This is a genomic window from Pandoraea cepalis (assembly GCF_902459665.1).
Classification (GTDB): domain Bacteria; phylum Pseudomonadota; class Gammaproteobacteria; order Burkholderiales; family Burkholderiaceae; genus Pandoraea; species Pandoraea cepalis.
Genome location: NZ_CABPSL010000009.1, coordinates 110694 through 136349, shown reverse-complemented (window position 1 = coordinate 136349; position 25656 = coordinate 110694). Strand labels below are relative to the sequence as shown.

Genomic DNA, 25656 nt, shown 5'->3' with positions numbered 1-25656 from the left:
GTGTGTTGCCCCTGGCCTGGCGTCCGAAATAACGGGGACATTCGTTCGTTGGGTCCATCCTGCATGCGGCAACGCGGCAAGGGCGCCTGTCCGACGGGTTTTGGGGGTGCCAAGCGTTGCAAATCGGCCCAAAATCATATAAAATCAATGAATAAGCTGGTCCGCGTGCAGCAACTCCTGTTGCGGCACGCACCTCATGCGCAATGAGGCTGTAAGAAATGGGCGTTTCGCCCATTTTTTTTTGCCGCGAGCGTTTTGCGCGCGGCCGATGCCGCCGCGTTCGGGAGTGGGTGTGCCGACACGGGTACGCCGGCCCGGACGATCGAGGGCCGGTATCGTGCGGCGCCCCATGCGGGGCGCGCAGACCTGTCGGGCGCTGCTAATGCGCGCGAGTTTTTCTAGGGTGAGCAAAGTTGCAATTGCCAGAACTGATCGAGACCACGGTCGAAGGCCTGGGTTACGAGCTGGTCGATATTGAACGCGCCGGCGGCGGTTTGCTGCGCGTGTACATCGACAAGCCGGAAGGCATCGCGATCGATGACTGCGAGACGGTGAGCCGTCAGCTCTCGCATGTCCTGATGGTCGAGAACGTCAATTACGACCGACTCGAAGTGTCGTCACCGGGGCTGGATCGTCCGCTGCGCAAGCTGCGTGACTTCGAGCGTTTTGCCGGTGCGGAAGTGAGTCTTACGTTGCGTGTGCCGCTGGAAGGTCGCAAGCAGTTTCGCGGCATCCTGCAGGCGCCGCAAGGTGAGAACTTGAGCCTGGAGTTCGAAGGCAAGGGCGGCCCGGCGCTGCTCGACTTCACCCTCGCGGATATTGACCGTGCGCGCCTAGTGCCGCAGATTGATTTTAGGAGTCGCAAACGATGAGTCGCGAAGTATTGCTGTTGGTCGATGCGCTCGCGCGCGAAAAGAACGTCGACAAGGACGTCGTGTTCGCCGCGCTTGAAGCAGCATTGGCCTCGGCCACCAAGAAGCGCTATGCCGAGGACGTCGACATTCGCGTACATATCGACCGCGAGTCGGGGGAGCACGAGAGCTTCCGTCGCTGGGTCGTGGTGCCGGACGAGGCGGGCCTGCAAGAGCCGGACAAGCAGGTTCTGGAGTTCGAAGCCAAGGAAGACGACCCCTCCATCGAGATCGGCGAGTTCGTGGAAGAACCCGTGGAGTCGGTCGAATTCGGTCGTATCGGTGCGCAGGCGGCCAAGCAGGTGATTCTGCAGCGCATCCGCGATGCCGAGCGCGAACAGATCCTCACGGACTTCCTGGATCGCGGCGAGAAGATCATGACCGGTGCCGTCAAGCGTCTCGACAAGGGCAACCTGGTCGTCGAGTCGGGCCGTGTCGAAGCGCTGCTGCGTCGCGATCAACTGATCCCGAAGGAAAATCTGCGTATCGGCGACCGTGTCCGCGCGTACATCGCGAAGGTCGACCGCACGGCGCGCGGCCCGCAGATCGAGCTCTCGCGCACGGCGCCGGAATTCCTGATCGAACTGTTCGGCATGGAAGTGCCGGAAATCGAGCAGGGTCTGCTGGAGATCAAGTCGGCCGCTCGCGATCCGGGTGTGCGCGCCAAGATCGCCGTGGTGGCGTATGACAAGCGTATCGATCCGATCGGCACCTGCGTGGGCATTCGCGGCACGCGCGTGCAGGCGGTGCGTAACGAGCTTGGCGGCGAGAACGTCGACATCGTGCTGTGGTCGGAAGACCCCGCGCAATTCGTGATCGGCGCGCTTGCGCCGGCGTCGGTGCAGTCGATCGTCGTGGACGAAGAAAAGCACAGCATGGACGTCGTCGTCGACGAGAACGAACTGGCGGTGGCGATCGGTCGCAGCGGTCAGAACGTGCGACTCGCATCGGATCTGACCGGTTGGCAGATCAACATCATGACGCCGGACGAGTCGGCCGAGAAGCAGAACGAGGAGCGTGGCACGTTGCGCTCGCTGTTCATGCAGCGTCTCGATGTGGACGAAGAAATGGCGGACATTCTGATCGAGGAAGGTTTCTCGAGCCTGGAAGAGATCGCCTACGTGCCTTTGAACGAAATGCTCGAGATCGAAGCGTTCGACGAGGACACGGTGCATGAACTGCGCAATCGTGCGCGCGACGCCCTGCTGACACAGGCGATTGCCACCGAGGAGAAAGTCGAGGGCGTTGCGCTCGATCTCAAGAGCCTCGACGGTATGTCGCCTGAGTTGCTGGCCCAACTGGCCGAGCACGAAATTCAGACGCGCGATGATCTGGCCGAGCTGGCCGTCGACGAACTGACCGAGATGACCGGCGTCGACGAGGAAGCCGCGAAAGCCCTGATCATGAAAGCGCGAGAGCACTGGTTCCAATGATGACCTGCCCTGGCATGTATATGGAACAGTGAACTTTGAAGTTAACCGCAAGGCGCCTGGCCTTGCTTGAAGAGGTTTGAATGGCGAGCATCAACGTAGCCCAATTTGCTGCAGAACTCAAAATGCCGGCCGGCGTGTTGCTGGAGCAACTCAAAGCCGCCGGCGTGGAAAAACTCAGCGCCGACGATTCCCTGACGGAAGCCGACAAGGCCCGTCTGCTGGAGCACCTGCGCCGTTCGCACGGCGCCGGCGACGGCGACAAAAAGAAGATTACTCTGACGCGTCGCCAGACCTCGGAAATCAAGCAAGCCGACGCGACCGGTAAGGCGCGCACGATTCAGGTGGAAGTGCGCAAGAAGCGCACCTTCGTCAAGCGTGACGACGTCGCGGAAGGCGCGGAGAGCGCGGCGGCTGCCGCCGAAGACGAAGCTCTGCGCCAGCGTGAAGAAGACGCGCGTCGCGAAGCGGAGCGTCTGGCGGCGGAAGCGGCTGAGCTCAAGCTGCGCCAGGAACAACTGGAGCGCGAGGAAGCCGAGCGTCGCGAGCGCGAAGAGAAGGAAGCTGCCGAGCGCCGTGCGCGCGAGGAAGCGGAGCGCGCCGCGGCGGCCAAGGCGGCCGACGAACAGAAGGCGAAGGCCGAAGCGAAGGCGGAGGCCCAGGTCGACGTCGAAGCCGAGAAGGTGTCCAAGGCCGACGCCGAAAAGGCCGAGCAAGCCGAGAAGGCGGCAGCGGCCAAGGCCGAAGCCGAGCGCGAGCAGGCCCGCAAGGCCAGCGAGGAAGCGCGCGCGGCCGCCGAGAAGGCGAGCGCGGCGGCCGACAAGGCCCGTGCCGAAGAGGAAGCGATTCGCAAGCGCCGTGCGGCGGCAGAAGCCGAAGCGCGTGCAATTCGCGAAATGCTGAACGCGCCGCGTCGCGTGCTCAAGGCGCCGGAGCCGGCACCTGCCGCGCCGGCGGCTGCAGCCAAGCCGGAAGCGAAGGGTACCCTGCACAAGCCGGCCAAGCCGGAAGGTGCCGCGTCGGCCAAGCCGGCGGACAAGAAGCCGGCGGCAGCCGCCCCGGCCTCGACGACGGCGGGTGCCGCCGACAAGAAGGACAAGAAGCCGGGCGCCTGGCAGAAGGATGCTGATAACCGCAACAAGCGTGGCGGCATGAAGACGCGCGGCGACACGAGCGGTGGTTCGGATGGTTGGCGTGGCGGTGGCCGTGGCGGCCGTCGTGGCGACCGTCATTCGCAGGATGATCGTTCGTCGTTCCAGGCCCCGACCGAGCCGGTCGTGCGTGATGTTCACGTCCCGGAAACGATCAGCGTGGGCGATCTGGCGCACCGGATGTCGGTGAAGGCGTCGGAAGTCATCAAGCTGATGATGAAGATGGGCCAGATGGTGACCATCAACCAGGTGCTCGATCAGGAAACGGCCATGATCGTGGTGGAGGAGCTTGGCCACCGCGCGATCGCCGCAAAGCTGGACGATCCGGAAACGCTGCTGGCGCTGGGCAACGATGCGACGGAAGGCGAAGCGCTGCCGCGTCCGCCGGTGGTGACGGTGATGGGTCACGTCGACCACGGCAAGACCTCGCTGCTGGACTACATCCGTCGCGCCAAGGTGGCGGCGGGCGAAGCCGGCGGTATTACGCAGCACATCGGTGCGTATCACGTCGATACGCCGCGCGGTACGGTGACGTTCCTCGACACGCCGGGTCACGAAGCCTTTACGGCCATGCGGGCTCGCGGTGCGCAGGCCACGGACATCGTGATTCTCGTGGTCGCGGCGGACGATGGCGTGATGCCGCAGACGAAGGAAGCCATTGCGCACGCCAAGGCCGCCGGTGTGCCGATCGTGGTGGCGATCAACAAGATCGACAAGCCGGATGCGAACCTGGACCGCGTGAAGCAGGAACTCGTGGCCGAGGGCGTGGTGCCGGAAGAATACGGCGGCGAATCGCCGTTCGTGCCGGTGTCGGCGAAGACGGGGGCGGGCATCGACGATCTGCTCGAGAACGTGCTGCTGCAGGCCGAAGTGCTGGAGCTGAAGGCGCCGGCGGAAGCCGCGGCCAAGGGTATCGTGATCGAAGCGAAGCTGGACAAGGGTAAGGGTCCGGTGGCGACGATTCTGGTGCAGTCGGGCACGCTGCGTCGCGGCGACATGGTGCTGGCCGGTCAGGCCTACGGCCGTGTGCGTGCGATGCTGGACGAAACCGGCAAGAACGCGAAGGAAGCGGGTCCGTCGATCCCGGTGGAAATTCAGGGTCTGTCGGAAGTGCCGGGCGCGGGTGAAGAAGTGCTCGTGGTCCAGGACGAACGCAAGGCGCGTGAAATCGCGCTGTTCCGTCAGGGCAAGTTCCGCGACGTGAAGTTGGCCAAGCAGCAGGCCGCGAAGCTCGAGAACATTTTCGAGCAGATGGCCGAAGGCGAAGTCAAGTCGCTGCCGCTGATCATCAAGGCCGACGTGCAGGGTTCGCAGGAAGCGTTGGCGCAGTCGCTCAACAAGCTCTCGACGCCGGAAGTGCGTGTGCAGATCGTGCACGCTGCCGTGGGTGGCATCAGCGAAAGCGACGTCAACCTGGCGACGGCGTCGAAGGCGGTCATCATCGGCTTCAACACGCGCGCCGATGCGCTGGCACGCAAGCTGGCCGAGTCGAACGGTATCGACATTCGCTACTACAACATCATCTATGATGCTGTGGATGAAGTGAAGGCGGCGATGTCGGGCATGCTGTCGCCGGAGAAGAAGGAAGAGATCACCGGTACGGTCGAAGTGCGTCAGACGTTCCGTGTGCCGAAGATCGGTACGGTGGCCGGCTGTATGGTCCTGGACGGCTTCGTCAAGCGTTCGTCGCATGTGCGTGTGTTGCGCGACAACGTCGTCATCTTCACGGGCGAGCTGGATTCGCTCAAGCGCTTCAAGGATGACGTGAAGGAAGTCAAGTCCGGCTTCGAGTGCGGTCTGTCGGTGAAGAACTTCAACGACATCACGGAAGGCGACCAACTGGAAGCGTTCGAAATCACGGAAGTTGCGCGCTCGCTGTAACGCGATTTGCACAATGAATGTGGAATGGCCCACCAGGCCGGGAAACCGGTGGCGTGGGCCATTGCATTACTAGCGAGTATGTTATGGCAAAGAAACGTGGCGTTCCGGGTCGAAACCTTCGCATCAACGATCAGATCCAGCGCGATCTGTCGGAGTTGATACAGCGCGAAGTGAAGGACCCGCGTATTGGTCTGGTGACGCTGCAAAGCGTGGAAGTGACGCCCGACTATGCGCATGCAAAGGTATTTTTCACGACGCTGACCGGTGAGCCGAAGGCGACCGGCGAGGCGCTCAACGAGGCCGCGGGCTACCTGCGCAATCTGCTGTTCAAGCGGTTGCACATCCACACGGTGCCGACGTTGCATTTCCACTTCGACCAGTCGATCGAACGTGCGATCGAAATGTCGCGACTGATCGATACGGCTAACGCGACGCGAGCGAGGGACGAAGCGAGCAACGGCGTCGTCGACGAAGACGCGCCCAGCGACAAGGAAGACGACGGCAAGTCCGTCGATTGACGATGCCCCCTGCCGGGCGCCCCAATGGGCCGGCCCGGCGGTATGGCACGACCTTTGCACTTTCGATGAGTGCCAGGGTTTGAATCCCACAAGACTCTCTCAAGCACTCTGCGCATCATGACGGACCCGCGTTCGCAGGCACCCCGCCAAAAACTTCCCCGTTTCGCGCTCGATGGCGTGTTGCTTCTGGACAAGCCACTGGGCCTGTCGTCCAACGACGCGTTGATCCGGGCCAAGCGATTGCTGCAGGCGTTGAAGGCGGGGCATACCGGCACGCTCGATCCGTTGGCGACCGGTCTGTTGCCGCTTTGCTTCGGCGAGGCGACGAAGTTCTCGCAGGACTTGCTCGAAGCCGACAAGACCTATGAAGCGCTGGTGCGGCTTGGCGAGACCACGACCACCGGCGACGCCGAGGGCGAGGTGTTGCAAACGCGCCCTGTGACGGTGGACGAAGCGGCGATTCGCGCAGTGCTGCCCCGCTTCACGGGGCCGATCTCGCAGGTCCCGCCGATGTATTCGGCGCTCAAGCGAGACGGCAAGCCGTTGTACGAATATGCGCGCGCGGGGCAGACCCTCGAGCGCGAAGCGCGCGCGGTCACGATTCACGCGTTGGAGATGACAGCGTGCGCGTTGCCGGCCGTCGCCGAGTTCTCGTTTCGCGTGACTTGCAGCAAAGGCACGTACGTGCGGACGTTGGCCGAAGATATCGGTGAGGCGCTGGGCTGCGGCGCGCATTTGCGCGCGCTGCGCCGCACGGCCGTCGGTCCGCTCACGCTCGACGGCGCGGTGACGCTGGAAGATTTGGGGGCGCTCGATCACGCGCAACGTGTGCAGAGGCTGGCACCGGTCGATGCGTTGCTCAAGACGCTGCCGACGATCTGGCTCGACGAAACGCTCGCCAGGCGCTTCAGCCACGGACAACGTCTGCGTCTGGACGAGGCGCGCTGTCCTCAGGCGCTGCGCGCGTGCGCCGGGGCGTCCGGGGCGATCGAGGTGAAGGTGTATGCCGAAGCCGATGGCGACGCCGCCGTGCGGTTGCTCGGCGTTGCGCGACTCGATGGCGAGGCGCTGCTCACACCGCAACGGCTGTTGAAGACCCAGTAAGCGACGTCATCGCAGCAAGCGCAGTCGGCGCCGTTCAGTCGCGGCCAGCCGATGTTGCGATGAGGCGCATGCTCGCGCGCCTCGTCGGTTCCCGAGGGGCGCCCCTCGCGCCATTCAGCGGTCGAGCGACCGCCGTCGACATCAGTGGGCGACGTTCTCCGGCTTGAGTTCCACGATGGCGTCCAGCGCTGCCTTGACGTCCATCGCGTACTTGGCCAGCGCTTTCTGCTCGTCCGTTTTCGGTTCGAACGACGGAATGCCGACCGGGTGATTGCTCTCATCGACGGCGACGAACACCATCAGGCAATCGGTCGTCTGACGCAGCTCGCCCCACTTGGGGTCGCCTGCGTGCACCGAGACATGGATGTGCATGCTGGTGCGCCCGGTGGCCACGATACGCGCACGCAGTTCCACCAGATTGCCCACCAGAATCGGACGGCGGAAGCGGATGTTGCCGACACTGACCGTCACGCAATAGCGACCCGACCAGGTGGCTGCGCAGGCATAGGCCACTTCGTCGATCCATTTCATCAGCGAGCCCCCATGCACCTTGCCGCCGAAATTGACGGCGGCCGGCTCGGCCAGAAAGCGGAAAGTGACTTCTGAGCGTTCGTTCGGGTTCTGCGGGGTCGTCATGATGTTGGTTTTGGCTGGGGACGTGACATTCCCGAGCGTCGTGCGGTATTCCGGTATCGCGTCGGGGAGTGCGCCATCATACTTGGATTGCGTGGTCGTTGCCGACGCGCGTCGCGAATCAACCTCACTATTATGCGTTGCGCGCATCGTCGGCGTGGCCAAAAAAAACCCCGCTAACGTCAGCGGGGTTCGAGAGGTGTCCGGCTGCACAGGGCAGGGCCAGACACTGGGGAAGACTTCGCTTCAATGCGCACCGGCCGCGGCGTCGGCACCGCCGCCCCCCTTCATCGGCCGCGTGATCCATACCATCGAGATCATCAGCACGAACAGCAGCGCCGAGATCCAGAAAATATCGTTCGCGCCGAGCATCGCCGATTGCTGCGTGACCAGCCGGTCGATGTAACCGTTGGCCTGGGGTGTGCTCATGCCGAGTTGATTCAGGGTCTGCACCGACGCGTTGTACGTCGGGTTGTAGGGCGTCAAATGCTCCGTCAACTGCGCATGGTGCAGCGTGATCCGGTTCTCCCACATGGTCGTCGCAATCGACGTGCCCACCGCACCGCACGTGATCCGCACGAAGTTGGACAGCCCCGCCGCCGCCGGAATGCGACTCGGCGGCAACCCTGACAGGATGATCGCAGTGAGCGGGATGAAGAACATCGACATCGGCACGCCCTGCAGGAACGTCGGAATCATCAGCGTGCGCGTATCGACGAGCGTATTGAAGTGCGAACGCATGAGGAACACCAGCGCGAACAGCAGGAACGAGACGGTCACGACCCAACGGGCATCAAGCTTGGGCAGCGTTTTACCGATCACTGGCGAGAGCAGGATGGCGAACAGGCCCACCGGTGCCAGCACCAGGCCGGCCTCCGTCGCGGTATAGCCGAGATGGATCTGCAGCCACTGCGGCAGAATCACCAGGTTCCCGAAGAACAGGCCGTAACCCACCGAGATCGCCACCACGCCACCGGTAAAGTTGATCCGCTTGAAGAGTGTCAGATCGACCACCGGATGTTCCTCGGTAATTTCCCAGATGACGAAGAAACAGAACGACACCAACGCCACCAGCGCCAGCACGACAATCGTCGACGAATTGAACCAGTCGAGTTCCTTGCCTTTGTCCAGCATCACTTGCAGCGACCCGACCCACAACACGAGCAAGGCCAGCCCGACGGTATCGATTGGCTTGCGTTGCGTGGGCGTTTCACGCTTGGCATAGATCAGCCAGGTGGCGTAAGCGGCGCCAATGCCGACCGGGATGTTGATATAGAAGATCCAGGGCCAATGGTAGTTGTCCGAGATCCAGCCGCCGAGAATCGGGCCCATCACGGGGGCGACCAGCGTCGTCATGCCCCATAGCGCGAGCGCCATCGAACTCTTCGCGCTCGGATAGCTGGAGAGCAGCAGCGATTGCGAGAGCGGGATCATCGGACCGGCCACCGCACCTTGCAACACACGGGCCGCCAGCAGGAATTCGAGCGTGGGCGCCATGCCGCACAGCCACGATGCCAGCACGAACAGCAGGATCGACGAAATGAACAGCCGCACCGCGCCGAAGCGCTCGGTCAGCCAGCCCGTGAGTGGCACCGAGATGGCGTTGGCCACGGCGAACGACGTAATCACCCACGTCCCCTGACTCGACGAGACGCCAAGGTCGCCGGAGATGGCGGGAATCGATACGTTGGCAATCGAGGTGTCGAGCACGTTCATGAACGTGGCGAGCGACAACGCGATCGTGCCGAATACCAACTGGCTCCCCGTCAGGGGGCCAGGAGCGTTTTGAGTTGCCATGAGATGTCAAAGGGGGTGGGGGCCACCCCCCTCCGCTTTACAGGGGGCGTGCGCGAGCCGGCTGGTTGCGCGTGTCGCTGGCGCCGTTTGCGCCTGAGGCAGCCGCGGCACCGGCGTTTTCGGTGATGATCTTGGCGACGATGTCGTCGGCGTCATGACCCACCTTGTCGTACACATCGGTGGCATACACCGGCAGCGCCGGCGCTTCACCCAGTTCCTTGCCGTCCGTATTGCGCACGTCCACCTTGACCTGCATCGACAGGCCGACACGCAGCGGATGTTGCTGCAACTGCTTCGGGTCGAGTGCGATACGCACCGGCAAACGCTGCACGACCTTGATCCAGTTGCCTGTCGCGTTTTGAGCCGGCAGCAGCGAGAACGCGCTGCCCGTGCCTGCCGAGAAGCCCGCCACGGTGCCCTTGTATTCCACCGACGAACCGTACACGTCTGCCGTGAGCGTCACCGGTTGACCGACGCGCATATGCGCGATCTGCACTTCCTTGAAGTTGGCATCGACCCAGACTTGATTGAGCGGCACCAGCGCCATGAGCGGCGCGCCCGTCGCCACGCGCTGACCCACCTGCACGGAACGCTTGGCCACGTAGCCGTCGACCGGCGCCGGGATCGACGTGCGGGCGTAGTCAAGATACGCGGCGCGTACCTTGGCGGCGGCCTGCTGCACGTTCGGATGGGTGGTCACCGACGTCTTGTCCGTCAGTGCCCGGTTCGACACCCACTGCGCCCGGGCTTGCTCGAGTGACGCCTGTGCGGTCTTCACGGCGTCCTGGGCGTGGGCGAGTTCTTCGCGCGACACGGCACCCGTCGCAATCGCCATTTCACGGCGCTTCACGTCGGCCTGCGTCTTGGCCAATTCGGATTCGCGCATGGCCACGGTGGCGGCATAGGCGTCGTTGTTCACGAAGTACGTGCGCACCTGACGCACGGTTTGCGCCAGATTGGCCTCGGCTTGCAGCAGGGCGACGCGGGCATCGGTCGGGTCGAGCGTGACCAGCGGCTGGCCGGCCTTGACCATTTGCGTGTCGTCGACCTTCACGCCGGTCACGGTCCCTGGCACCTGCGGGGTGATCTGCACCACATTGCCCGCGACATAAGCGTCGTCGGTGTCTTCATAGAAGCGCGCATACAGCCCGTAATAGGCGCCGTAGGCGATGGCCGCGATCGCGATCACGGCCGTTAGCGTCAGCATCATGCGGCGGCGCTTGCCATTGGCCTGAGCCGGCTGGGCAGGCGTTTGTTGTTGGTTCTCGCTCATCATTCGCTCCGTACTAATCTCTTAATGTGCTTTGACGTTGTCTTGTCTGTTCTGTGTGATGTGCGGCGGCCGCTCAGTGCGTCTGCACCGCGTCGCCTTCGGCCTTGGCGGGGCGTTCCTGCCCCACGACGAGACCCGCCGCCTGGGCGTCGAAGCCACCGCCGAGCGCCTTGATCAAGCCGATCTGCTGGTCGCGGCGCGCACTTTCGATATTCACGCGCGCCTGTTCCTGCGCCAGCAGCGACGACTCGGCGGCGAGCACGGTCAACTGCGGCGTGAGACCGGCCTTGTAACGGTCGATGGCCAGGTCGTAGGCGCGTTGCGCGGCGTCTTGCGCCACACGTTGCGAGACCATTTGCTTGTCCGCCGAGCGGATCGACGACATGCGATCCGCGATGTCGCCGAGCGCCTTGTTCAGCGTCGAATCGTAGTTCGCCACCGCGCTTTCATAGGCCGCGTACTGCCCCTTCAAGTTGGCGCGCAGGCGCCCGCCATCGAAGATCGGCAGCGAAATGACCGGACCGTACTGGATGTTCTGGCTGGTCGGATCGATCAGCTTGCCCAGTCCGAAGGTGGAAAAGCCAAAGGCGGCGTTCAGGTTCACGTCCGGATAGAAGCGAGCCTTCGCGACGTCGATCCCCTTGAGCTGCGCTTCCACGCCCCAGCGGGCCGAGACGATATCGGGGCGACGGCCGAGCAGCGTGAGCGGCAGGTTGTCGGGCAGGGCGGGTGTCGCCAGTTGCGCGAGCGTCGGACGCGCAATGGCCAGACCGCGATCCGGCCCCTTGCCGAGCAACACGCCAAGTTGATGGCGGGTGAGCAGGATCTGACCGTCGAGTTGGGCGATTTGCGTCTGAATGTCGGCGGTGTTGCTCTCGGCCTGCTTCTGCTCGACTTGCGTGTCGAGACCGGCCCGCACACGGTCTGACGTCAGTTGCCCGAGGCGTTGGCGTTGCTTGCCGATGCGATCGAGCACGTCATGCTGTGCATATTGCTGGGCGAGCTGGTTATACGAACGCGCCACGGCGGTGGCCAGCGCGAGTCGCACTTCCTGGTCTTCGGCTTCTTCGGCGCGTTCGGCCGACGTGGCTTGTGCCCGTGCCGAGCGGTTCTTGCCCCACAGGTCGAGTTCCCACGACAACGAGGCCGTCAAGTCGCCCTGCGTGAACCACGTGCCACCATAGCCCGGCGGGTAGATCGTGTTTTCGGTGAATTTCTCGCGATAGATGCTGCCCGAGGCATTGACTGCCGGAAGCAGCGCGGCCGCGGCGCCTTCGGTCTGCGCCTGCGCACCCTTCAGACGAGCGACCGCCATGGCCAGATCGGGGTTGCCGGCGAGCGCTTCGTCGATCAGCGAGACGAGTTGCGGATCGCCGAACCGCTGTGCCCAATCCGTGCCCGGCCACTGGCCGCCCTCGGCGGGCAGGCTGCGCTGGGTCTGATACTGATCGGGGGTACTTATCTGCTTGTCGCTGTGGATGCCGGCAAAATTCGCGCAACCGGCAAACCCCAGTGTCACCGCCGCCAGGCAGACGGCGGAAATGATGGAGCGGGCCCGCAGATGCGGGAGGAACGGTGAGGCCACTTTCATCGCAAAGCCTTTACGAGTGACGTTAGGCACCGACAATAATCGGAAACCGGGTGATGGCGAGTACCAGGAATAGTGGACTCGACATGCTTTTTTGGAGGGCTGGGGGGCGTCGTTGTCATCCGGTTTCGCCGTTGGCGATCACGCGGCGCAGCAGGCTCTTCAGGAAACCCACTTCCTCTACGGAGAACCCGCGCATCAGATGATCGGCGGCACGCACGAAGATGTCCGGCATCCGGTCGGCCATGGCGTATCCGGCTTCGGTCGCACTCAGGTTCACCGTGCGGCGATCCATCTTGCTGCGCTCGCGCACGAGCAAGCCTTGCGCTTCAAGCCGGTCGAGAAGACGCGTCACCGCACTCGCATCGATGCAGTAGTCGCGAGCCAGATCGGCCGCCGTCTTGCTCTTGCCCGTGGCCACCTTGTAAAGCATGGTCGCCTGGGTGCTCGTCAAGCCGTATTGCGACGTTTCGTTGGTCAGCTCGGCCAGGATCAACTGGCGCACGCGGGCGACAAGATATCCCAGGGAGTTGTCGATGTCGTAGGCGCAGCGCGGAGGATCGCTCTGGGGGGCATCCGGCGGCGACGTCGGCGCGGCATCGGAAGTGGAAGCGGACGGATCGATCATTTTCGTGCTGCTGCAATAGTTGACTTGTCACGATTATAGCGGTTACTTAATAAATTTCAAGGCCATGCAATAGTTGACTAGGCAAATATTTCGGCCAAAATTGGAGCTAACGTTCTAAATGGATGTGTGGCGGGGGGGCGACGGGGTATGGCAGGGGAGTGGCATCTCGGTGAATGCGACGCCGTCGACGTTCCCGCGCAGGGGCCGTTGCTGCATTGCAGAAAGACCATGACGCAAGACACGCGCAAGTGGTAGAATCGCGGATTCTCCAAAGGCTTTTTTCGAGCACCTCTTCATGACCCGCGCTCTCCGTAATATCGCCATCATCGCGCACGTCGACCACGGCAAAACCACGCTCGTCGACCAACTGCTGCGCCAGTCGGGCACCTTCCGCGAAAACCAGCAAGTCGCTGAACGCGTGATGGACTCGAACGACATTGAAAAAGAGCGCGGCATCACGATCCTCGCCAAAAACTGCGCCGTCGAATACGAAGGCACGCACATCAACATCGTCGACACGCCGGGACACGCGGACTTCGGCGGTGAAGTGGAGCGTGTGCTTTCGATGGTCGACAGCGTGCTGTTGCTCGTCGACGCCGTCGAAGGCCCGATGCCGCAAACGCGCTTCGTGACCCGCAAGGCCCTCGGCCTCGGTCTGAAGCCTATCGTCGTGGTCAACAAGATCGACCGTCCGGGCGCGCGTCCGGATTGGGTGATCAACCAGACGTTCGACCTGATGGACAAGCTGGGTGCCACCGACGAGCAGCTCGACTTCCCGGTTGTCTACGCGTCGGCCCTGAATGGTTTCGCGAGCCTCGACTCCGATGTGCGCGAAGGCACGATGCGCCCGCTGTTCGACGCGATTCTCGAACACGTGCCGGTCCGGGAAGCCGATGTCGACGCCCCGCTGCAACTGCAGATCAGCTCGCTCGACTACTCGACGTTCGTTGGCCGTATCGGTATCGGCCGTATTACGCGCGGTCGCATCAAGCCGGGTCAGCAAGTGGTGATGCGCTTTGGTCCGGAAGGTGAAGTCCTCAAGCGCAAGATCAATCAGGTGTTGACGTTCCGCGGTCTGGAGCGTGTGATGTCGGACGGCGCGGAAGCCGGCGACATCGTGCTGATCAACGGGATTGAAGACGTGGGTATCGGCGCAACGATTTGCGACGTCGACACGCCGGAAGCCTTGCCGCTGCTGACGGTAGACGAGCCGACGCTGACGATGAACTTCTGCGTGAACACGTCGCCGCTGGCCGGCCGTGAAGGCAAGTTCGTGACGAGCCGTCAAATTCGCGACCGTCTGCACAAGGAACTCAATCACAACGTAGCGCTGCGCGTGAAAGACACCGCCGAAGATTCCGTCTTCGAAGTGTCCGGCCGTGGCGAACTGCACCTGACGATTCTCATCGAGAACATGCGTCGCGAAGGCTACGAACTGGCCGTGTCGCGTCCGCGCGTGGTGCTCAAGGAAATCGACGGCGTGAAGCATGAGCCGTACGAAATGCTGACCATCGACCTGGAAGACGATCACCAGGGCGCGGTCATGGAAGAAATCGGCCGCCGCAAGGGCGAAATGCTGGACATGGTGTCGGACGGTCGCGGCCGTACGCGTCTTGAATACCGCATTCCGGCGCGTGGCTTGATCGGCTTCCAGGGCGACTTCCTGTCGATGACCCGCGGCACGGGCCTGATGAGTCACATTTTCGATGCTTACGCACCGCTCAAGGATGGCACGCTGGGCGAGCGTCGCAATGGCGTTCTGATCTCGCAGGACGACGGCGCTGCCGTGGCCTACGCGTTGTGGAAGCTGCAAGATCGCGGCCGCATGTTCGTGTCGCCGGGTGACGCCCTGTACGAAGGCATGATCATCGGTATCCATAGCCGTGACAACGACCTCGTGGTCAACCCGATCAAGGGGAAGCAGCTCACGAACGTGCGCGCGTCGGGCACCGACGAAGCCGTGCGCCTGGTGCCGCCGATCTCGATGAGCCTCGAGTACGCCGTGGAATTCATCGACGACGACGAACTGGTCGAAGTCACGCCGCAGACGATTCGCCTGCGCAAGCGCTACCTCAAGGAACACGAGCGCAAGCGCGCATCGCGTGAAGAGAAGTAAAGCCGGCGAGGGTGTCGTGGCGTAGCGGAGAAACTTCTGCTACGCGCCGATGCCAGTCTGTTGGAAAGAAAGCCGGTGCCTCGCACCGGCTTTTTTGCTATCCCTTTCGTTGACGTCACTGAAGCCATCGCCAGACATGACCGACTTTGTGAGTACCGACATCCGCGGCCGCATCGGCTTTATCACCCTGACCCGCCCGAAGGCGCTCAATGCGCTCTCGCACGACATGATTCGTGCGATGGCCTCGGCCCTCGATGCATGGCGCGACGATCCGCGCGTGCTCGCCGTCGTCCTGCGGGGCGAGGGGGAGAAGGGTTTGTGCGCGGGCGGCGACATTCGCTATTTCCACGAGGCGGTGAGCGCGGGGCGCACCGACATCATGGATTTCTTCACGGACGAGTACACGCTGAACTACACGATCGCCACCTACCCGAAGCCCTATATCGCGCTGATGGACGGCGTGGTGATGGGCGGCGGCATGGGCATCTCGCAGGGGGCGGCGTTGCGACTGGTCACGGAAGCCACGCGCATGGCAATGCCCGAGACGGCCATCGGACTGTTTCCCGATGTGGGCGGCGGACGCTTTCTCGCGAATCTTGCCGGTCATCTTGGCGAGTACCTTGGCACGACGGGCGTGGTGTTCGGTGCCGTTGACGCATGCGAAATCGGTCTGGCCGACGCGGTGGTACCGCGTACCGAATTACCGGTGCTCTGTGAACGGCTGGCGAGCGGCGATTGGCCGGACAGTGATGCGGTACTCGACGCGGCGCGCGCGTTCGCCCGGCAAAGCGTGCCGCCTGCCGGACTGGCCCCGGGCAAGCTTGCGCCGCTGCGCGACGTGATCGACCATCACTTCGGCCTGCCGGATCTGCCGGCCATCCTGTCGTCGCTCAAGCGGGAAGCCCGCTGCGAGTTCTCCGGCTGGGCGCAGGAGACGGAAGATCTGTTGCGCGCCAAGCGCTCGCCGCTGATGGTTTGCGTCACGCTGGAACAGGTGCGCCGCGCATGCAAGCTGTCACTCGCCGACGAGTTGCGCGAGGAGTGGCTGATGATGCGCTGTGTCTTCAATCTCGACGGCCGTACCGGGGCGGAGGGCGTTGAAGGCATTCGCGCGATGGTCGTCGACAAGGATCATGTGCCGCGCTGGCAGCACGGCAGCATCGAAGCGGTCACGCCCGCCGACATCGCGCGATTCTTCGATGGCGATCGGCATGGCGCGGACCATCCACTGCGCGAACTCGGGCGATAAGTCCGTCGCGCCATGGAGGGTCGCGGTGGCCCGAGGGCTTATACCGCAGCCTGACAGAACTGATCGCCAACGGCCAGATCGAGTTTGCGGCAGATGTCGGCGATGCTGCCGACCATCACGATGTGCGACATGTCGCGATACACGCGCACCTCGTGCTCACCTTGTGTGTCGCGTTGCTGAACGTCTCGCACGCTGCGCGACGTCTTGACCGCTTTTCCGGTAGGGCACGCGCGACGCGAGGCCGACGCCATGGCAGCGGCGAGTGTACGGGGCAGGGCCGTGGAGCGCGAGCGCGCAGGCACGGTGTACGAGCGTGCGATGGCCGGGGCGGCGGCAAACGGGCCGGACAGGGCCGACAGCCCGTACACCGCAGACAGACGCGCCTGCGACGGCACGCGGACGCGCGGTTGACCAAAAGACGTACGCAGCAAACCAAAGAGTCGAGCCATGATGCGATCCTTCCTCCAATGTGGGTCTGAGGGGCGCGTCCTGCCACGACCTTCACAAATCGCGGGCGCAGCAGGGCACGGGCGCCGGACCCAGCCCGGCGCAGTCGGAAATGCGAAACTTCAGTGAGTGGGCTGCTGCGTGATCGAGACGCGGCGCAGTACCCAGGTTTGCGTCTAGAGGTCGTTGTTGCGGATCAGGCCGACCGCAATTCCTTCCAGCGCAAAGTCACCGCTGCCTTCATTGACATCGATGTTCTCGAAGTCGGGGTTTTCGGCGATCAACTCGACGCCGCCGGGTACACGGTGAAAACGTTTGACGGTCACATCGTCGCCAATGCGTGCCACGACAATCTGGCCCTCGCGCGCGTCGGCGGCTTTTTGTACCGCCAACAGATCGCCGTCGAGAATGCCCGCGTCTCGCATGGACATACCGCGCACCTTCAGCAGGTAATCGGGCTGGCGCGCGAACATGTTCGGGTCGCACTGAAAGTTGCGTTCGATATGTTCCTGCGCCAGGATCGGGCTACCTGCGGCAACGCGCCCGACGAGCGGCAGCGACAGTTGCATCAGGCCCATATGCGGCAAGGTGAACTGATGCATGCCGCCCGCTTCGTCGAGCCGCTTGAGGCGGATGCCGCGCGATTGGCCTGCGGCCAGTTCGATCACCCCTTTGCGCGCCAGCGCCCGCAGGTGCTCCTCCGCGGCGTTGGCGGAAGAGAAGCCGAGTTCGGCGGCGATTTCGGCGCGCGTCGGCGGAAAGCCGGTGCGCTCGATCGCTTGTCGGACCAGTTCGTAGACCTGCTGTTGACGAGCAGTAAGTTTGATCATGGCATCACTGTATGGAAGCACAGGTGGCTGTATTTTTGTACAGTGTTTGTAAAAACGCAAGGGAAAACTTCGTCGCCTGCAGGATGTGTCTGTCCCACGCCCGCGTCGTGGGACCCCCGCAGGATCAAACCGGCGTCGGTATGAGCGGGCTAATCCATGATTTGATATAAACAATCGTATAAATATTATTTTTAAGTATTTAGCTGTCCCCATAGACTGGCCTCCTACACACGAAAAAACACGAGGGAGCGCAAGTCATGGGCCAAGTGATACGGGGGGGAAAAGCCAGGGCGCTGGCAATCGCACTGGGAGGGCTGGCACTGACTGCCGGCATGTCGCTTCAGGCGCGCGCCGCGAGTTTTTCGCTGCTCAACGTGTCGTATGACCCGACGCGCGAGCTATATGCCGACTACAACAAGGCATTCGAGGCGCACTACAAGCAGACCACGGGCGACACGGTGACCCTCAAGGCCTCGCATGGCGGCTCGGGCAAGCAGGCCCGTACGGTACTCGACGGCGCACCGGCCGACGTCGTGACGCTCGGCATCTCCGCCGACATCGACGAACTGGCGCAGGCCGGACTCGTGAACAAAGATTGGCAGAAGCGTCTGCCCGATAACGCCACGCCGTACACGTCGACCATCGTGTTGCTCGTGCGCAAGGGCAACCCCAAACACATCAAGGACTGGAACGACCTCACCAGGCCGGGCATCAGCGTGGTCACGCCGAACCCGAAGACGTCGGCCGGCGCCCGCTGGAATTACCTCGCTGCATGGCTTTACGCGCTAAAGCAGCCAGGCGGCAACGAGCAGACCGCCCAGGCCTTTGTCGCGGCGCTCTACCGCAACGTGGGGGTACTCGATTCCGGCGCGCGAGGCGCCACCACGACCTTCGTCGAGCGCGGCATCGGCGACGTACTGATCGCCTGGGAAAACGAGGCGCTGCTCTCGGTGAAGGATCTCGGTCCGGACAAGTTCGACATCGTCGTGCCGTCGTCGTCGATTCTCACGGAGCCGCCGGTCGCCGTGGTCGACAAGAACGTCGACAGGCACGGAACCCGCAAAGCCGCTGAAGCCTATCTGCAATGGCTGTATTCGCCGCAAGGGCAGGAGATCGCCGCGAAGCACTTCTATCGTCCACGCTCGCCGGACATCGCCAGGAAGTATGCCGCGCAGTATCCGAAGCTCAAGCTCTACACAGTCGACGCCGATCTGGGTGGGTGGACGAAAACGCAGGCCAAGCATTTTGCCGACGGTGGCATCTTCGACCAGATCTACACGAAGAAGTGACCCCCAGGGCCCGAGAAGACAAAGGGATGCAAGCGTGAGTACCGTACTGTTTCCGCTCTGGCGCAAGCCGAGTGCCTTGCCAGGATTTGGCCTGACGATGGGCTACACCGTCGGCTATCTGAGCCTCGTGGTGTTGGTGCCGCTGCTGATGGTTTTCATCAAGGCCAGCTCGCTCGATTGGACGAGCTTTATCGCCGCCGTGAGTTCGCCGCGCGTGTTGGCCTCATACCGCCTCACGTTCGGCCTGTCGCTCGCGGCGGCCATGCTCAACGCCGTGTTCGGTGTCGTGCTGGCGTGGGTGCTCGTGCGCTACTCATTCCCCGGCAAGCGTTTCGTCGATGCGCTGATCGACCTGCCATTTGCCTTGCCGACGTCGGTCGCGGGGATCGTGCTGGCCTCGATCTACGCGCCGAACGGCTGGATCGGACGCTGGTTCGCGCTGCTCGATCTCAAGATCGCGTTTACGCCGTTGGGCATCTTCGTGGCGCTGACATTTATCGGATTGCCGTTCGTTGTGCGCACGCTCCAGCCGGTGCTCGAGGAATTTGAACGCGAACAGGAAGAGGCCGCCGCGTGTCTGGGCGCAACACGTTGGCAGACACTGCGTCACGTCATTCTCCCCGCGGTGCTGCCTGCGCTACTGACCGGTTTTGCGCTGGCGTTTGCGCGCGCGGTGGGGGAGTACGGCTCGGTCATCTTCATTGCCGGCAACATTCCGATGGTCTCGGAAATCACGTCACTGCTGATCGTCACCAAGCTCGAGCAGTACGACTATGCAGGCGCCGCGGCACTGGCCGTGGTCATGCTGGTGATCTCGTTTGTGTTGCTGCTGCTGATCAATACCCTGCAATGGTGGCTGCAACGCCGCCATGCGGGCCGACGCGCCAGTGGCGCTTGATTCAAGAGAACGTCTCGCTCATGTCCGATTCACTTGCGCTGTCGCGCGCCTTGCTGCAACCGATCCAGGCCCGCCAGGTCAATCCGACCGACGAGCCGGCGTTCGTCAAGGGCGCACTCATTGCCGTGGCGCTGTTGTTCTTCGCTTTGTTTCTGCTCTTGCCGCTCGCGTCGGTCTTCGTCACCGCGCTTGGCAAAGGCTTCGCCGCGTATTGGAATGGGTTGACGAACGACGATGCCCTGTCGGCCCTTCGTCTCACGCTGTTGATCGCCGTCATCGCCGTGCCGCTCAACCTGGTGTTCGGCGTGGCGGCGTCGTGGGCGATTGCGCGTTTCGACTTCAAGGGCAAGAGCGTGTTGACGACGCTCATCGACTTGCCGTTCTCGGTCTCGCCGGTGATCGCGGGCATCACGTTCCTGCTGATCTTCGGTCGTCAGGGGCCGCTGTGGGACTTTCTCGACGCGCACAACCTGAAGGTCGTGTTCGCGCTGCCTGGACTGATACTCGCGACGGTGTTCGTCACGTTCCCATTCGTCGCGCGCGAATTGATCCCGCTCATGCAGGCGCAGGGCAGCGAAGAGGAGGAGGCGGCGCGCGTGCTGGGGGCCAGCGGGTGGCAGATATTCACGCGCGTGACGCTGCCGAAAATCAAATGGGGCCTGCTGTATGGCGTGATCCTTTGCAATGCCCGGGCGATGGGCGAGTTCGGTGCCGTGTCGGTCGTCTCCGGCCATATTCGCGGCGAGACGAACACGCTGCCGCTGCACGTGGAAATTGAATACAACGACTACCACACGGTGGGCGCGTTCGCGGCGGCGTCGATTCTCGCGATGCTCGCGCTCGCCACGCTGGCGCTGAAGCTGTGGGCTGAGCGCAAGCTGGCGCAGGACAAGGCAGCGCGTCGCGAAGACGTCGTGCCGGCCTGAGCCGATATTGATTCGAGGAGCAAGACCATGAGCATTCAGGTACAACGGGTGTCAAAACGCTTCGGCGATTTTGCGGCGCTCGATGACGTCACGCTGGAATTCCCGACGGGCGAACTGGTCGCGCTGCTGGGGCCGTCCGGCTGCGGCAAGACCACACTGCTGCGTATCGTCGCGGGCCTGGAGTTCGCCGACGCCGGTCGCGTCGTGCTCAACGGCGAGGACGTGGCGACGGTCGGCACGCGCGAGCGTCAGGTCGGCTTCGTGTTTCAGCACTATGCGCTCTTCCGTCACATGACCGTGTTCGAGAATGTGGCGTTCGGGCTGCGCGTGAAGTCGCGCCGCGAGCGGCTCGCGGACGCGCAGATCCGCGCCAAGGTGCATGAACTGCTTGGCCTGGTGCAACTCGACTGGCTGGCCGATCACTATCCGGCGGAACTCTCGGGCGGTCAGCGTCAGCGCATTGCGTTGGCGCGTGCGCTGGCCGTCGAGCCGAAGGTGCTGCTGCTCGACGAACCGTTCGGGGCGCTCGATGCCAAGGTGCGCAAGGAATTGCGTAGCTGGCTTCGCCGTCTGCACGACGAGCTGCACATCACCACGATCTTCGTCACGCACGACCAGGAAGAGGCGCTCGAAGTGGCCGACCGTATAGTGCTGATGAATCGCGGCAGCGTCGAACAGATCGGCGCGCCACAGGACGTGTACGACACGCCGCGCAGCCCGTTCGTCTATGAGTTTCTCGGGGCCGTGAACCGGCTGCCGGGGGAGTTGCGCGCGCAAGATTTCACTGCCGATGTCGATGCCGGTGCCGGCGCGTTTCGCGTGACGGTGCACAAGGACGATTTGCCCGCTGCGCCGCAGGACGGTCGCGTGATGGCATACGTGCGTCCACACGATCTCGCACTGCTGCCTGCGCACGAAGGCGGGCCGGCGATCGACGTGACCGTGCGCCGCGCGATTCCGCTGGGCGGCACGGTGCGCGTGGAACTTGCCGCGCCGGGAGGGGCGATGTGGGAGGCGGAACTGACTCGCTCGGGCTGGCAGGCGCTCGGTGCACAAAGTGGTGCGCCGCTGCGGGCGGTGCCGCGTCAGTTGCGGGTGTTTGCCGCGCCGGCGTGAGCCGCACGGCAAAACGACGGCGCTAGTCCACGCGACCTGGGGGCGCCACGCCTAACGACCTGACAGACGATCTAACCAACGACCGGACAAGACGTAGCGAACAAGGCCTAGCAAATACGACGTAGCAAACACGACGTAGCAAACACGACGTAGCAAACACGACGTAGCAAACACGACGTCACGTACAGGACCTTACGAACAAGACGTCATGAACAAGACGTCATGAACCGGCAAGCCACAGGGTGGAGTCCCCTCATGAATTTTCAGCAATTGCGCTACGTGCGCGAAGCCGTTCGGCAGAATCTCAACCTGACGGAAGCCGCCAGTGCGCTGTACACGTCGCAGTCGGGCGTGAGCAAGCAGATCAAGGATCTCGAAGACGAACTGGGCGTGGATGTTTTCGTGCGTCGCGGCAAGCGGCTCACGGGGCTGACCGAGCCAGGCAAGGCCGTGCTGCAACTGATCGAGCGCATGTTGCTCGACGCCGAGAACTTGCGCCGTGTGGCGCGTCAGTTCGCGGATCAGGACAGCGGCCATCTCGTGCTGGCGACGACCCACACGCAGGCGCGCTATGCGCTGCCGCAGGTCATCAAGCAATTCACGAGCGTGTTCCCAAAGGTGCAACTGGCGTTAAGGCAGGGCAGCCCGCGTCAGATCGCTCAGATGGTGATCGACGGCGAGGCCGACATCGGCATCACGACCGAGGCGCTCGATCGCTTTCCCGATATTGTCACGTTCCCGTGCTATTCGTGGCATCACGTCGCCGTCGTGCCGAAGGCTCATCCGCTCGTCGGGCGAGCGGGCGTCACGCTGGCGGAGATCGCCGACTATCCAATCATCACCTATGACGGCGACTTCACAGGCCGCTCGCACGTGGACAAGGCGTTTGCGGACCTGGGCCTGGTGCCGGACATCGTGCTCACTGCGCTCGATACGGACGTGATCAAGACATACGTCGAGCTGGGATTGGGCGTGGGGATCGTGGCGGCGATGGCTGTCGATCCGCGCAAGGACCAGGATCTGGTGGTGTTGGAACTCGACAACGCGTTCGAGCCGAGCACGACGCGCATCGGCTTGCGCCGCGGTGCGTTCCTGCGCTCGTATGCCTACCGCTTCATCGAAATGCTCGCCCCGGCGCTCAAGGAGCAGGACATCTCGACGCAACTGCGGGACGCGCTCGACTTCGCGGCCTGATGTGTCGTCGCGCCGGGCCGCATGGGCGGCCTGCTCAAGCGGCGCCGGGCGTTGCCTGGTGTCGTCCCGCGTTGTCGGGCGCGCCGCTGCCCGTCGGCCGTGACCCGGCCGCGATCCCGTTCAACGCGGCGGGTTCCATATTTTCAGCGATTGGGAAGCCGGGCAGTATTGGATACAATTACTGCCATGACTTCGACCTCATTCAACCCGATTCCCCACTACACGGTGTCATCGGGCGATCTGCCGCGCATTGCGTTGCTCGCCACGGGGGGCACGATCGCGGGCAGCGCGTCCGACGCCACGCGTACCGCCGCTTATCAAGCCGGGGCCCTCGGTGTCCAGGACTTGCTCGCGGCGGTTCCGGCGCTGGGCAGCGTTGCGCATATCCACGCGGAGCAGGTCGCGCAGATCGATAGCAAGGACATGAGCGTGGCGCTTTGGCAGAAGCTGGCCGCGCGCGTGAATGCGTTGCTCTCGCAGCCCGATGTGGCCGGTGCGGTGATTACCCATGGCACCGATACGCTTGAAGAAACGGCGTACTACCTGCATCTGACGGTCAACAGTCGCAAGCCGGTGGTGCTGACCGCGGCGATGCGGCCCGCGACGGCGCTCTCGGCTGACGGCCCGCTCAACCTGCTCAACGCCGTGCGCGTGGCCACCGACCCCATTTCGGCCGGGCGCGGCGTGATGGTCGCCATCAACAACCAGATTCATTGCGCGCGCGACGTCATCAAGACGAGTACCTACAAGGTCGATGCGTTTCACTCGCCGGAAATCGGCGTGCTTGGCTGGGTGCAGGACGAGCGCGTGGCGTATCAACGTGCGGCGTTGCAGTACCACACCGTCGAGAGCGAGTTCGTTGGGCTTTCGGGAGAGTTGCCGGCTGTCGAGGTGGTATCGAGTTATGCGGGGGTGTCGCGGATCGCCGTCGACGCGCTGGTGGAAGCCGGCGTGCAGGGCATCGTGGTGGCGGGCACGGGCAACGGCTCGCTGCATTCATTGCTGCAACAGGCGCTGGCCGAAGCGGTGCAGCGCGGTGTGACAGTCGTGCGCGCCGCGCGGGTGGGCAGCGGACATGTCATGCACAACGGCGCGGCACCCGACGATCAGTATGGTTTCGTGAGTGCAGGCAACCTGCATCCGTTCAAGGCGCGTGTCTTGCTGATGCTCGCGTTGCAGGCGGGCGTGCCGCGCGAGCGCATGCAGAGCTTGTTTGACGAGTATTGACGTTCAGACGTCAGGAAACGCTGATGTCTTGGCACAGCGGTAGCCAGAGACGTGTCCGAAGTGGTTGTCGCGATGGTTTACGGCAGGGGGCCAACGACGATGGCGCGACAAATCGGCGATGTGGAAGCGGGCGGTGCAGACAAGACGCGAATGACCCGGCGTCAGCGTTCCCTGGACGAGATGGAGTAGCTTGTGCCGTGGTCGCGATTGTTCACGGCAATTGAGCCGTACTATCCGAAGGGGGGGGCGTCGGACCCGAAGTCCGAAAATCGGGAAATGCCGAAATATCTTGGCCGTGCATTGGAGCCTTGGCGAAGATATGCGCCTGCCGAACATGCTCCAGGTCTTCCCACAGAACTTGCGAGCGCCATTCGTATCGAGCGGTCCGATTGAACTGTTCGATATAGGCGTTATGCTGGGGCACGCCCGGCTCGACGTATTTCAGCCTTATGCCTTGCTTCTGCGTCCACCTCACAATGGCCGCACTCAGGTATTCCGGGCCTTGTCACAACGAATCCCCTTCGGCTTGCCGCGCCATTCGATGTGCTGCTTCAGCGTGCGAATTACCCGCTCGGGCGGCAGCGAGAAATCCACCTCAATGCCCAGCGCCTCGCGGGTGAAATCATCAATCACGTTCAGCGCCAGAATGCTGCGCCCGTCAACGCGCTGATCATGCATGAAGTCCATCGACCACACTTCGTTGATGAAGTGCGGCACCGACTGCGGCTGCGGCGTTTCGCGCACCAAGCGGTGGACAACTGACCGCACACACACCAATCGTAGATACATCGTTAAATGCCACGCGTGCGCTTCTGCTTGCCACAAACTTCCGTGTGGGCGCGATCCCAACCGACTGCGCGCAAGAAGAACTCGGCCGCATGCGACGAGATCTGCTCTGCGCTGTACTGGCCCGCATCCTGATACCAACCTGACATGCCTTCCGCCATGCTGAAAAGTTGCAGGCACGCGAGCTTGACGTCTTGCGGCGGAATCAACTTTTCACGAACCGCATCGGCAAGCGTCCCACGCACAATCTTCTCCACGGCGTCGCGCCGAGCAATCACTCGCGTTCGATTTTCGGGCTTCAACGACCGGAGCATCTCGGCCATCAATCGCCACGACTCTCGGCGAATGATGGCCTGAGCCATTACATACTTGACGACGCTGACTAGTCGGCCTTTGACATCCCCACGAAGCTCTCGATCAATGGCCTCAAGTTCACTGAGCATCTGTGACATCTCTCTGTCCTCGATTGCAAGGATAACGGCCTCTTTCGACGGGAAGTAGTTGTAGATCGCTGAAGGGACGATGCCTAGATCGGCGCAGAGTTCTCGCGTGGATGTCGCCACGTATCCATAGCGTGAGAAACGCTTCAAGGCCACCTCCAGAAATTCTTCCCGTCGTGGCATTCCAGTTTTTGACATCTGTGTTCTGCTTCCTGTGAGTGTTT

Annotated in this window: 21 protein-coding genes and 2 pseudogenes; 14 read left to right on the top strand and 9 right to left on the bottom strand. The window is 63.1% G+C overall.

The annotated features are described in order from the left end of the window. The first annotated feature begins 413 nt into the window (after positions 1-413). From rimP to truB, 5 genes are all read left to right on the top strand, one after another. Positions 414-872 (top strand): ribosome maturation factor RimP, encoded by a 459-nt coding sequence (gene rimP, locus PCE31106_RS13430; RefSeq protein ID WP_017231557.1) that lies wholly within the window; start codon positions 414-416, stop codon positions 870-872. Beyond that, positions 869-2344 carry a transcription termination factor NusA gene (nusA, locus tag PCE31106_RS13425; protein WP_017231556.1) on the top strand — a complete coding sequence of 492 codons (1476 nt, stop codon included), beginning with the start codon at positions 869-871 and terminating at the stop codon, positions 2342-2344. The genes rimP and nusA overlap by 4 nt, the downstream gene beginning before the upstream one ends. Before the next feature lie 80 nt (positions 2345-2424). Further along, complete coding sequence (gene infB, locus PCE31106_RS13420) at positions 2425-5373, top strand: translation initiation factor IF-2 (protein ID WP_150563587.1); 2949 nt, start codon at positions 2425-2427, stop codon at positions 5371-5373. A gap of 83 nt (positions 5374-5456) precedes the next feature. Further along, complete coding sequence (gene rbfA / locus PCE31106_RS13415) at positions 5457-5891, top strand: 30S ribosome-binding factor RbfA (protein WP_150563586.1); 435 nt, start codon at positions 5457-5459, stop codon at positions 5889-5891. A 117-nt stretch (positions 5892-6008) separates the two neighbouring features. After that, positions 6009-6995: a tRNA pseudouridine(55) synthase TruB gene (gene truB / locus PCE31106_RS13410; protein ID WP_150563585.1), complete on the top strand. Its 987-nt coding sequence runs from the start codon at positions 6009-6011 to the stop codon at positions 6993-6995. A gap of 141 nt (positions 6996-7136) precedes the next feature. On the opposite strand, the gene PCE31106_RS13405 is transcribed toward truB, so the two are convergent. The 5 genes from PCE31106_RS13405 to PCE31106_RS13385 form a co-directional block, all read right to left on the bottom strand. After that, positions 7137-7631 carry an acyl-CoA thioesterase gene (locus tag PCE31106_RS13405; protein ID WP_130025735.1) on the bottom strand — a complete coding sequence of 165 codons (495 nt, stop codon included), beginning with the start codon at positions 7629-7631 and terminating at the stop codon, positions 7137-7139. A 243-nt stretch (positions 7632-7874) separates the two neighbouring features. Next, positions 7875-9425: a DHA2 family efflux MFS transporter permease subunit gene (locus PCE31106_RS13400; RefSeq protein ID WP_026131667.1), complete on the bottom strand. Its 1551-nt coding sequence runs from the start codon at positions 9423-9425 to the stop codon at positions 7875-7877. 37 nt (positions 9426-9462) lie between these two features. Beyond that, positions 9463-10698, bottom strand: a complete 1236-nt coding sequence (locus PCE31106_RS13395) for an HlyD family secretion protein (RefSeq protein WP_130025737.1) — start codon at positions 10696-10698, stop codon at positions 9463-9465. Between the two features lie 73 nt (positions 10699-10771). Beyond that, positions 10772-12289, bottom strand: coding sequence for an efflux transporter outer membrane subunit (locus PCE31106_RS13390; RefSeq protein WP_150563584.1), 1518 nt, complete (start codon positions 12287-12289; stop codon positions 10772-10774). 115 nt (positions 12290-12404) lie between these two features. Next, a complete protein-coding gene (locus PCE31106_RS13385) occupies positions 12405-12914 on the bottom strand; it encodes a MarR family winged helix-turn-helix transcriptional regulator (RefSeq protein WP_150563583.1) in 510 nt (169 codons plus the stop codon). Between the two features lie 295 nt (positions 12915-13209). Here PCE31106_RS13385 and typA point away from each other — a divergent pair, with 295 nt between their 5' ends. Further along, positions 13210-15030, top strand: coding sequence for a translational GTPase TypA (gene typA, locus PCE31106_RS13380; protein WP_017232304.1), 1821 nt, complete (start codon positions 13210-13212; stop codon positions 15028-15030). A 136-nt stretch (positions 15031-15166) separates the two neighbouring features. Beyond that, positions 15167-16279, top strand: coding sequence for an enoyl-CoA hydratase/isomerase family protein (locus tag PCE31106_RS13375; RefSeq protein ID WP_150563582.1), 1113 nt, complete (start codon positions 15167-15169; stop codon positions 16277-16279). Positions 16280-16317: 38 nt separating this feature from the next. Here PCE31106_RS13375 and PCE31106_RS13370 read toward each other — a convergent pair whose 3' ends face one another. Next, positions 16318-16728: a hypothetical protein gene (locus PCE31106_RS13370; RefSeq protein ID WP_150563581.1), complete on the bottom strand. Its 411-nt coding sequence runs from the start codon at positions 16726-16728 to the stop codon at positions 16318-16320. Positions 16729-16902: 174 nt separating this feature from the next. Next, complete coding sequence (gene lexA, locus PCE31106_RS13365) at positions 16903-17556, bottom strand: transcriptional repressor LexA (protein ID WP_017232301.1); 654 nt, start codon at positions 17554-17556, stop codon at positions 16903-16905. A gap of 257 nt (positions 17557-17813) precedes the next feature. Between lexA and PCE31106_RS13360 the strand changes: the two genes are divergently transcribed. The 7 genes and pseudogenes from PCE31106_RS13360 to PCE31106_RS24635 all read left to right on the top strand — a co-directional run. Continuing rightward, the gene (locus PCE31106_RS13360) at positions 17814-18845 is read left to right on the top strand and encodes a sulfate ABC transporter substrate-binding protein (RefSeq protein ID WP_174975172.1); all 1032 of its coding nucleotides are present in this window, start codon (positions 17814-17816) and stop codon (positions 18843-18845) included. Positions 18846-18942: 97 nt separating this feature from the next. After that, positions 18943-19743, top strand: coding sequence for a sulfate ABC transporter permease subunit CysT (cysT, locus tag PCE31106_RS13355; protein ID WP_254441038.1), 801 nt, complete (start codon positions 18943-18945; stop codon positions 19741-19743). 20 nt (positions 19744-19763) lie between these two features. After that, positions 19764-20669, top strand: coding sequence for a sulfate ABC transporter permease subunit CysW (cysW, locus tag PCE31106_RS13350; RefSeq protein WP_150563579.1), 906 nt, complete (start codon positions 19764-19766; stop codon positions 20667-20669). 27 nt (positions 20670-20696) lie between these two features. Beyond that, complete coding sequence (locus PCE31106_RS13345; RefSeq protein WP_150563578.1) at positions 20697-21785, top strand: sulfate/molybdate ABC transporter ATP-binding protein; 1089 nt, start codon at positions 20697-20699, stop codon at positions 21783-21785. 255 nt (positions 21786-22040) lie between these two features. Further along, the gene (locus PCE31106_RS13340; protein WP_150563577.1) at positions 22041-22979 is read left to right on the top strand and encodes a CysB family HTH-type transcriptional regulator; all 939 of its coding nucleotides are present in this window, start codon (positions 22041-22043) and stop codon (positions 22977-22979) included. A 186-nt stretch (positions 22980-23165) separates the two neighbouring features. Beyond that, entirely contained in the window at positions 23166-24206 is a 1041-nt protein-coding gene (locus PCE31106_RS13335; protein WP_017232295.1) for an asparaginase, read from the top strand. A 99-nt stretch (positions 24207-24305) separates the two neighbouring features. Beyond that, positions 24306-24464: pseudogene (locus PCE31106_RS24635) on the top strand (IS5/IS1182 family transposase); the annotation flags it as partial. Positions 24465-24534: 70 nt separating this feature from the next. Here the strand turns inward: PCE31106_RS24635 and PCE31106_RS24310 are convergent. Together PCE31106_RS24310 and PCE31106_RS13320 are read right to left on the bottom strand one after the other, a co-directional pair. Then, positions 24535-24956, bottom strand: a pseudogene (locus tag PCE31106_RS24310) (DDE-type integrase/transposase/recombinase); the annotation flags it as partial. 41 nt (positions 24957-24997) lie between these two features. Then, complete coding sequence (locus PCE31106_RS13320) at positions 24998-25630, bottom strand: TetR/AcrR family transcriptional regulator (protein WP_150563575.1); 633 nt, start codon at positions 25628-25630, stop codon at positions 24998-25000. Positions 25631-25656: the final 26 nt, after the last annotated feature.

Excerpts from the sequence above, each read along its gene's own strand:
- cysW (WP_150563579.1), top strand. The coding sequence starts at position 19,764 with ATGTCCGATTCACTTGCGCTGTCGCGCGCCTTGCTGCAACCGATCCAG.
- PCE31106_RS13390 (WP_150563584.1), bottom strand. The coding sequence starts at position 12,289 with ATGAAAGTGGCCTCACCGTTCCTCCCGCATCTGCGGGCCCGCTCCATC.
- PCE31106_RS13335 (WP_017232295.1), top strand. The coding sequence starts at position 23,166 with ATGACTTCGACCTCATTCAACCCGATTCCCCACTACACGGTGTCATCG.
- cysT (WP_254441038.1), top strand. The coding sequence starts at position 18,943 with ATGGGCTACACCGTCGGCTATCTGAGCCTCGTGGTGTTGGTGCCGCTG.
- PCE31106_RS13385 (WP_150563583.1), bottom strand. The coding sequence starts at position 12,914 with ATGATCGATCCGTCCGCTTCCACTTCCGATGCCGCGCCGACGTCGCCG.
- PCE31106_RS13345 (WP_150563578.1), top strand. The coding sequence starts at position 20,697 with ATGAGCATTCAGGTACAACGGGTGTCAAAACGCTTCGGCGATTTTGCG.
- PCE31106_RS13320 (WP_150563575.1), bottom strand. The coding sequence starts at position 25,630 with ATGTCAAAAACTGGAATGCCACGACGGGAAGAATTTCTGGAGGTGGCC.
- PCE31106_RS13340 (WP_150563577.1), top strand. The coding sequence starts at position 22,041 with ATGAATTTTCAGCAATTGCGCTACGTGCGCGAAGCCGTTCGGCAGAAT.
- infB (WP_150563587.1), top strand. The coding sequence starts at position 2,425 with ATGGCGAGCATCAACGTAGCCCAATTTGCTGCAGAACTCAAAATGCCG.
- nusA (WP_017231556.1), top strand. The coding sequence starts at position 869 with ATGAGTCGCGAAGTATTGCTGTTGGTCGATGCGCTCGCGCGCGAAAAG.
- PCE31106_RS13405 (WP_130025735.1), bottom strand. The coding sequence starts at position 7,631 with ATGACGACCCCGCAGAACCCGAACGAACGCTCAGAAGTCACTTTCCGC.
- PCE31106_RS13375 (WP_150563582.1), top strand. The coding sequence starts at position 15,167 with ATGACCGACTTTGTGAGTACCGACATCCGCGGCCGCATCGGCTTTATC.
- PCE31106_RS13370 (WP_150563581.1), bottom strand. The coding sequence starts at position 16,728 with ATGGCTCGACTCTTTGGTTTGCTGCGTACGTCTTTTGGTCAACCGCGC.
- truB (WP_150563585.1), top strand. The coding sequence starts at position 6,009 with ATGACGGACCCGCGTTCGCAGGCACCCCGCCAAAAACTTCCCCGTTTC.
- PCE31106_RS13400 (WP_026131667.1), bottom strand. The coding sequence starts at position 9,425 with ATGGCAACTCAAAACGCTCCTGGCCCCCTGACGGGGAGCCAGTTGGTA.
- lexA (WP_017232301.1), bottom strand. The coding sequence starts at position 17,556 with ATGATCAAACTTACTGCTCGTCAACAGCAGGTCTACGAACTGGTCCGA.
- rbfA (WP_150563586.1), top strand. The coding sequence starts at position 5,457 with ATGGCAAAGAAACGTGGCGTTCCGGGTCGAAACCTTCGCATCAACGAT.
- PCE31106_RS13395 (WP_130025737.1), bottom strand. The coding sequence starts at position 10,698 with ATGAGCGAGAACCAACAACAAACGCCTGCCCAGCCGGCTCAGGCCAAT.
- typA (WP_017232304.1), top strand. The coding sequence starts at position 13,210 with ATGACCCGCGCTCTCCGTAATATCGCCATCATCGCGCACGTCGACCAC.
- PCE31106_RS13360 (WP_174975172.1), top strand. The coding sequence starts at position 17,814 with ATGGGCCAAGTGATACGGGGGGGAAAAGCCAGGGCGCTGGCAATCGCA.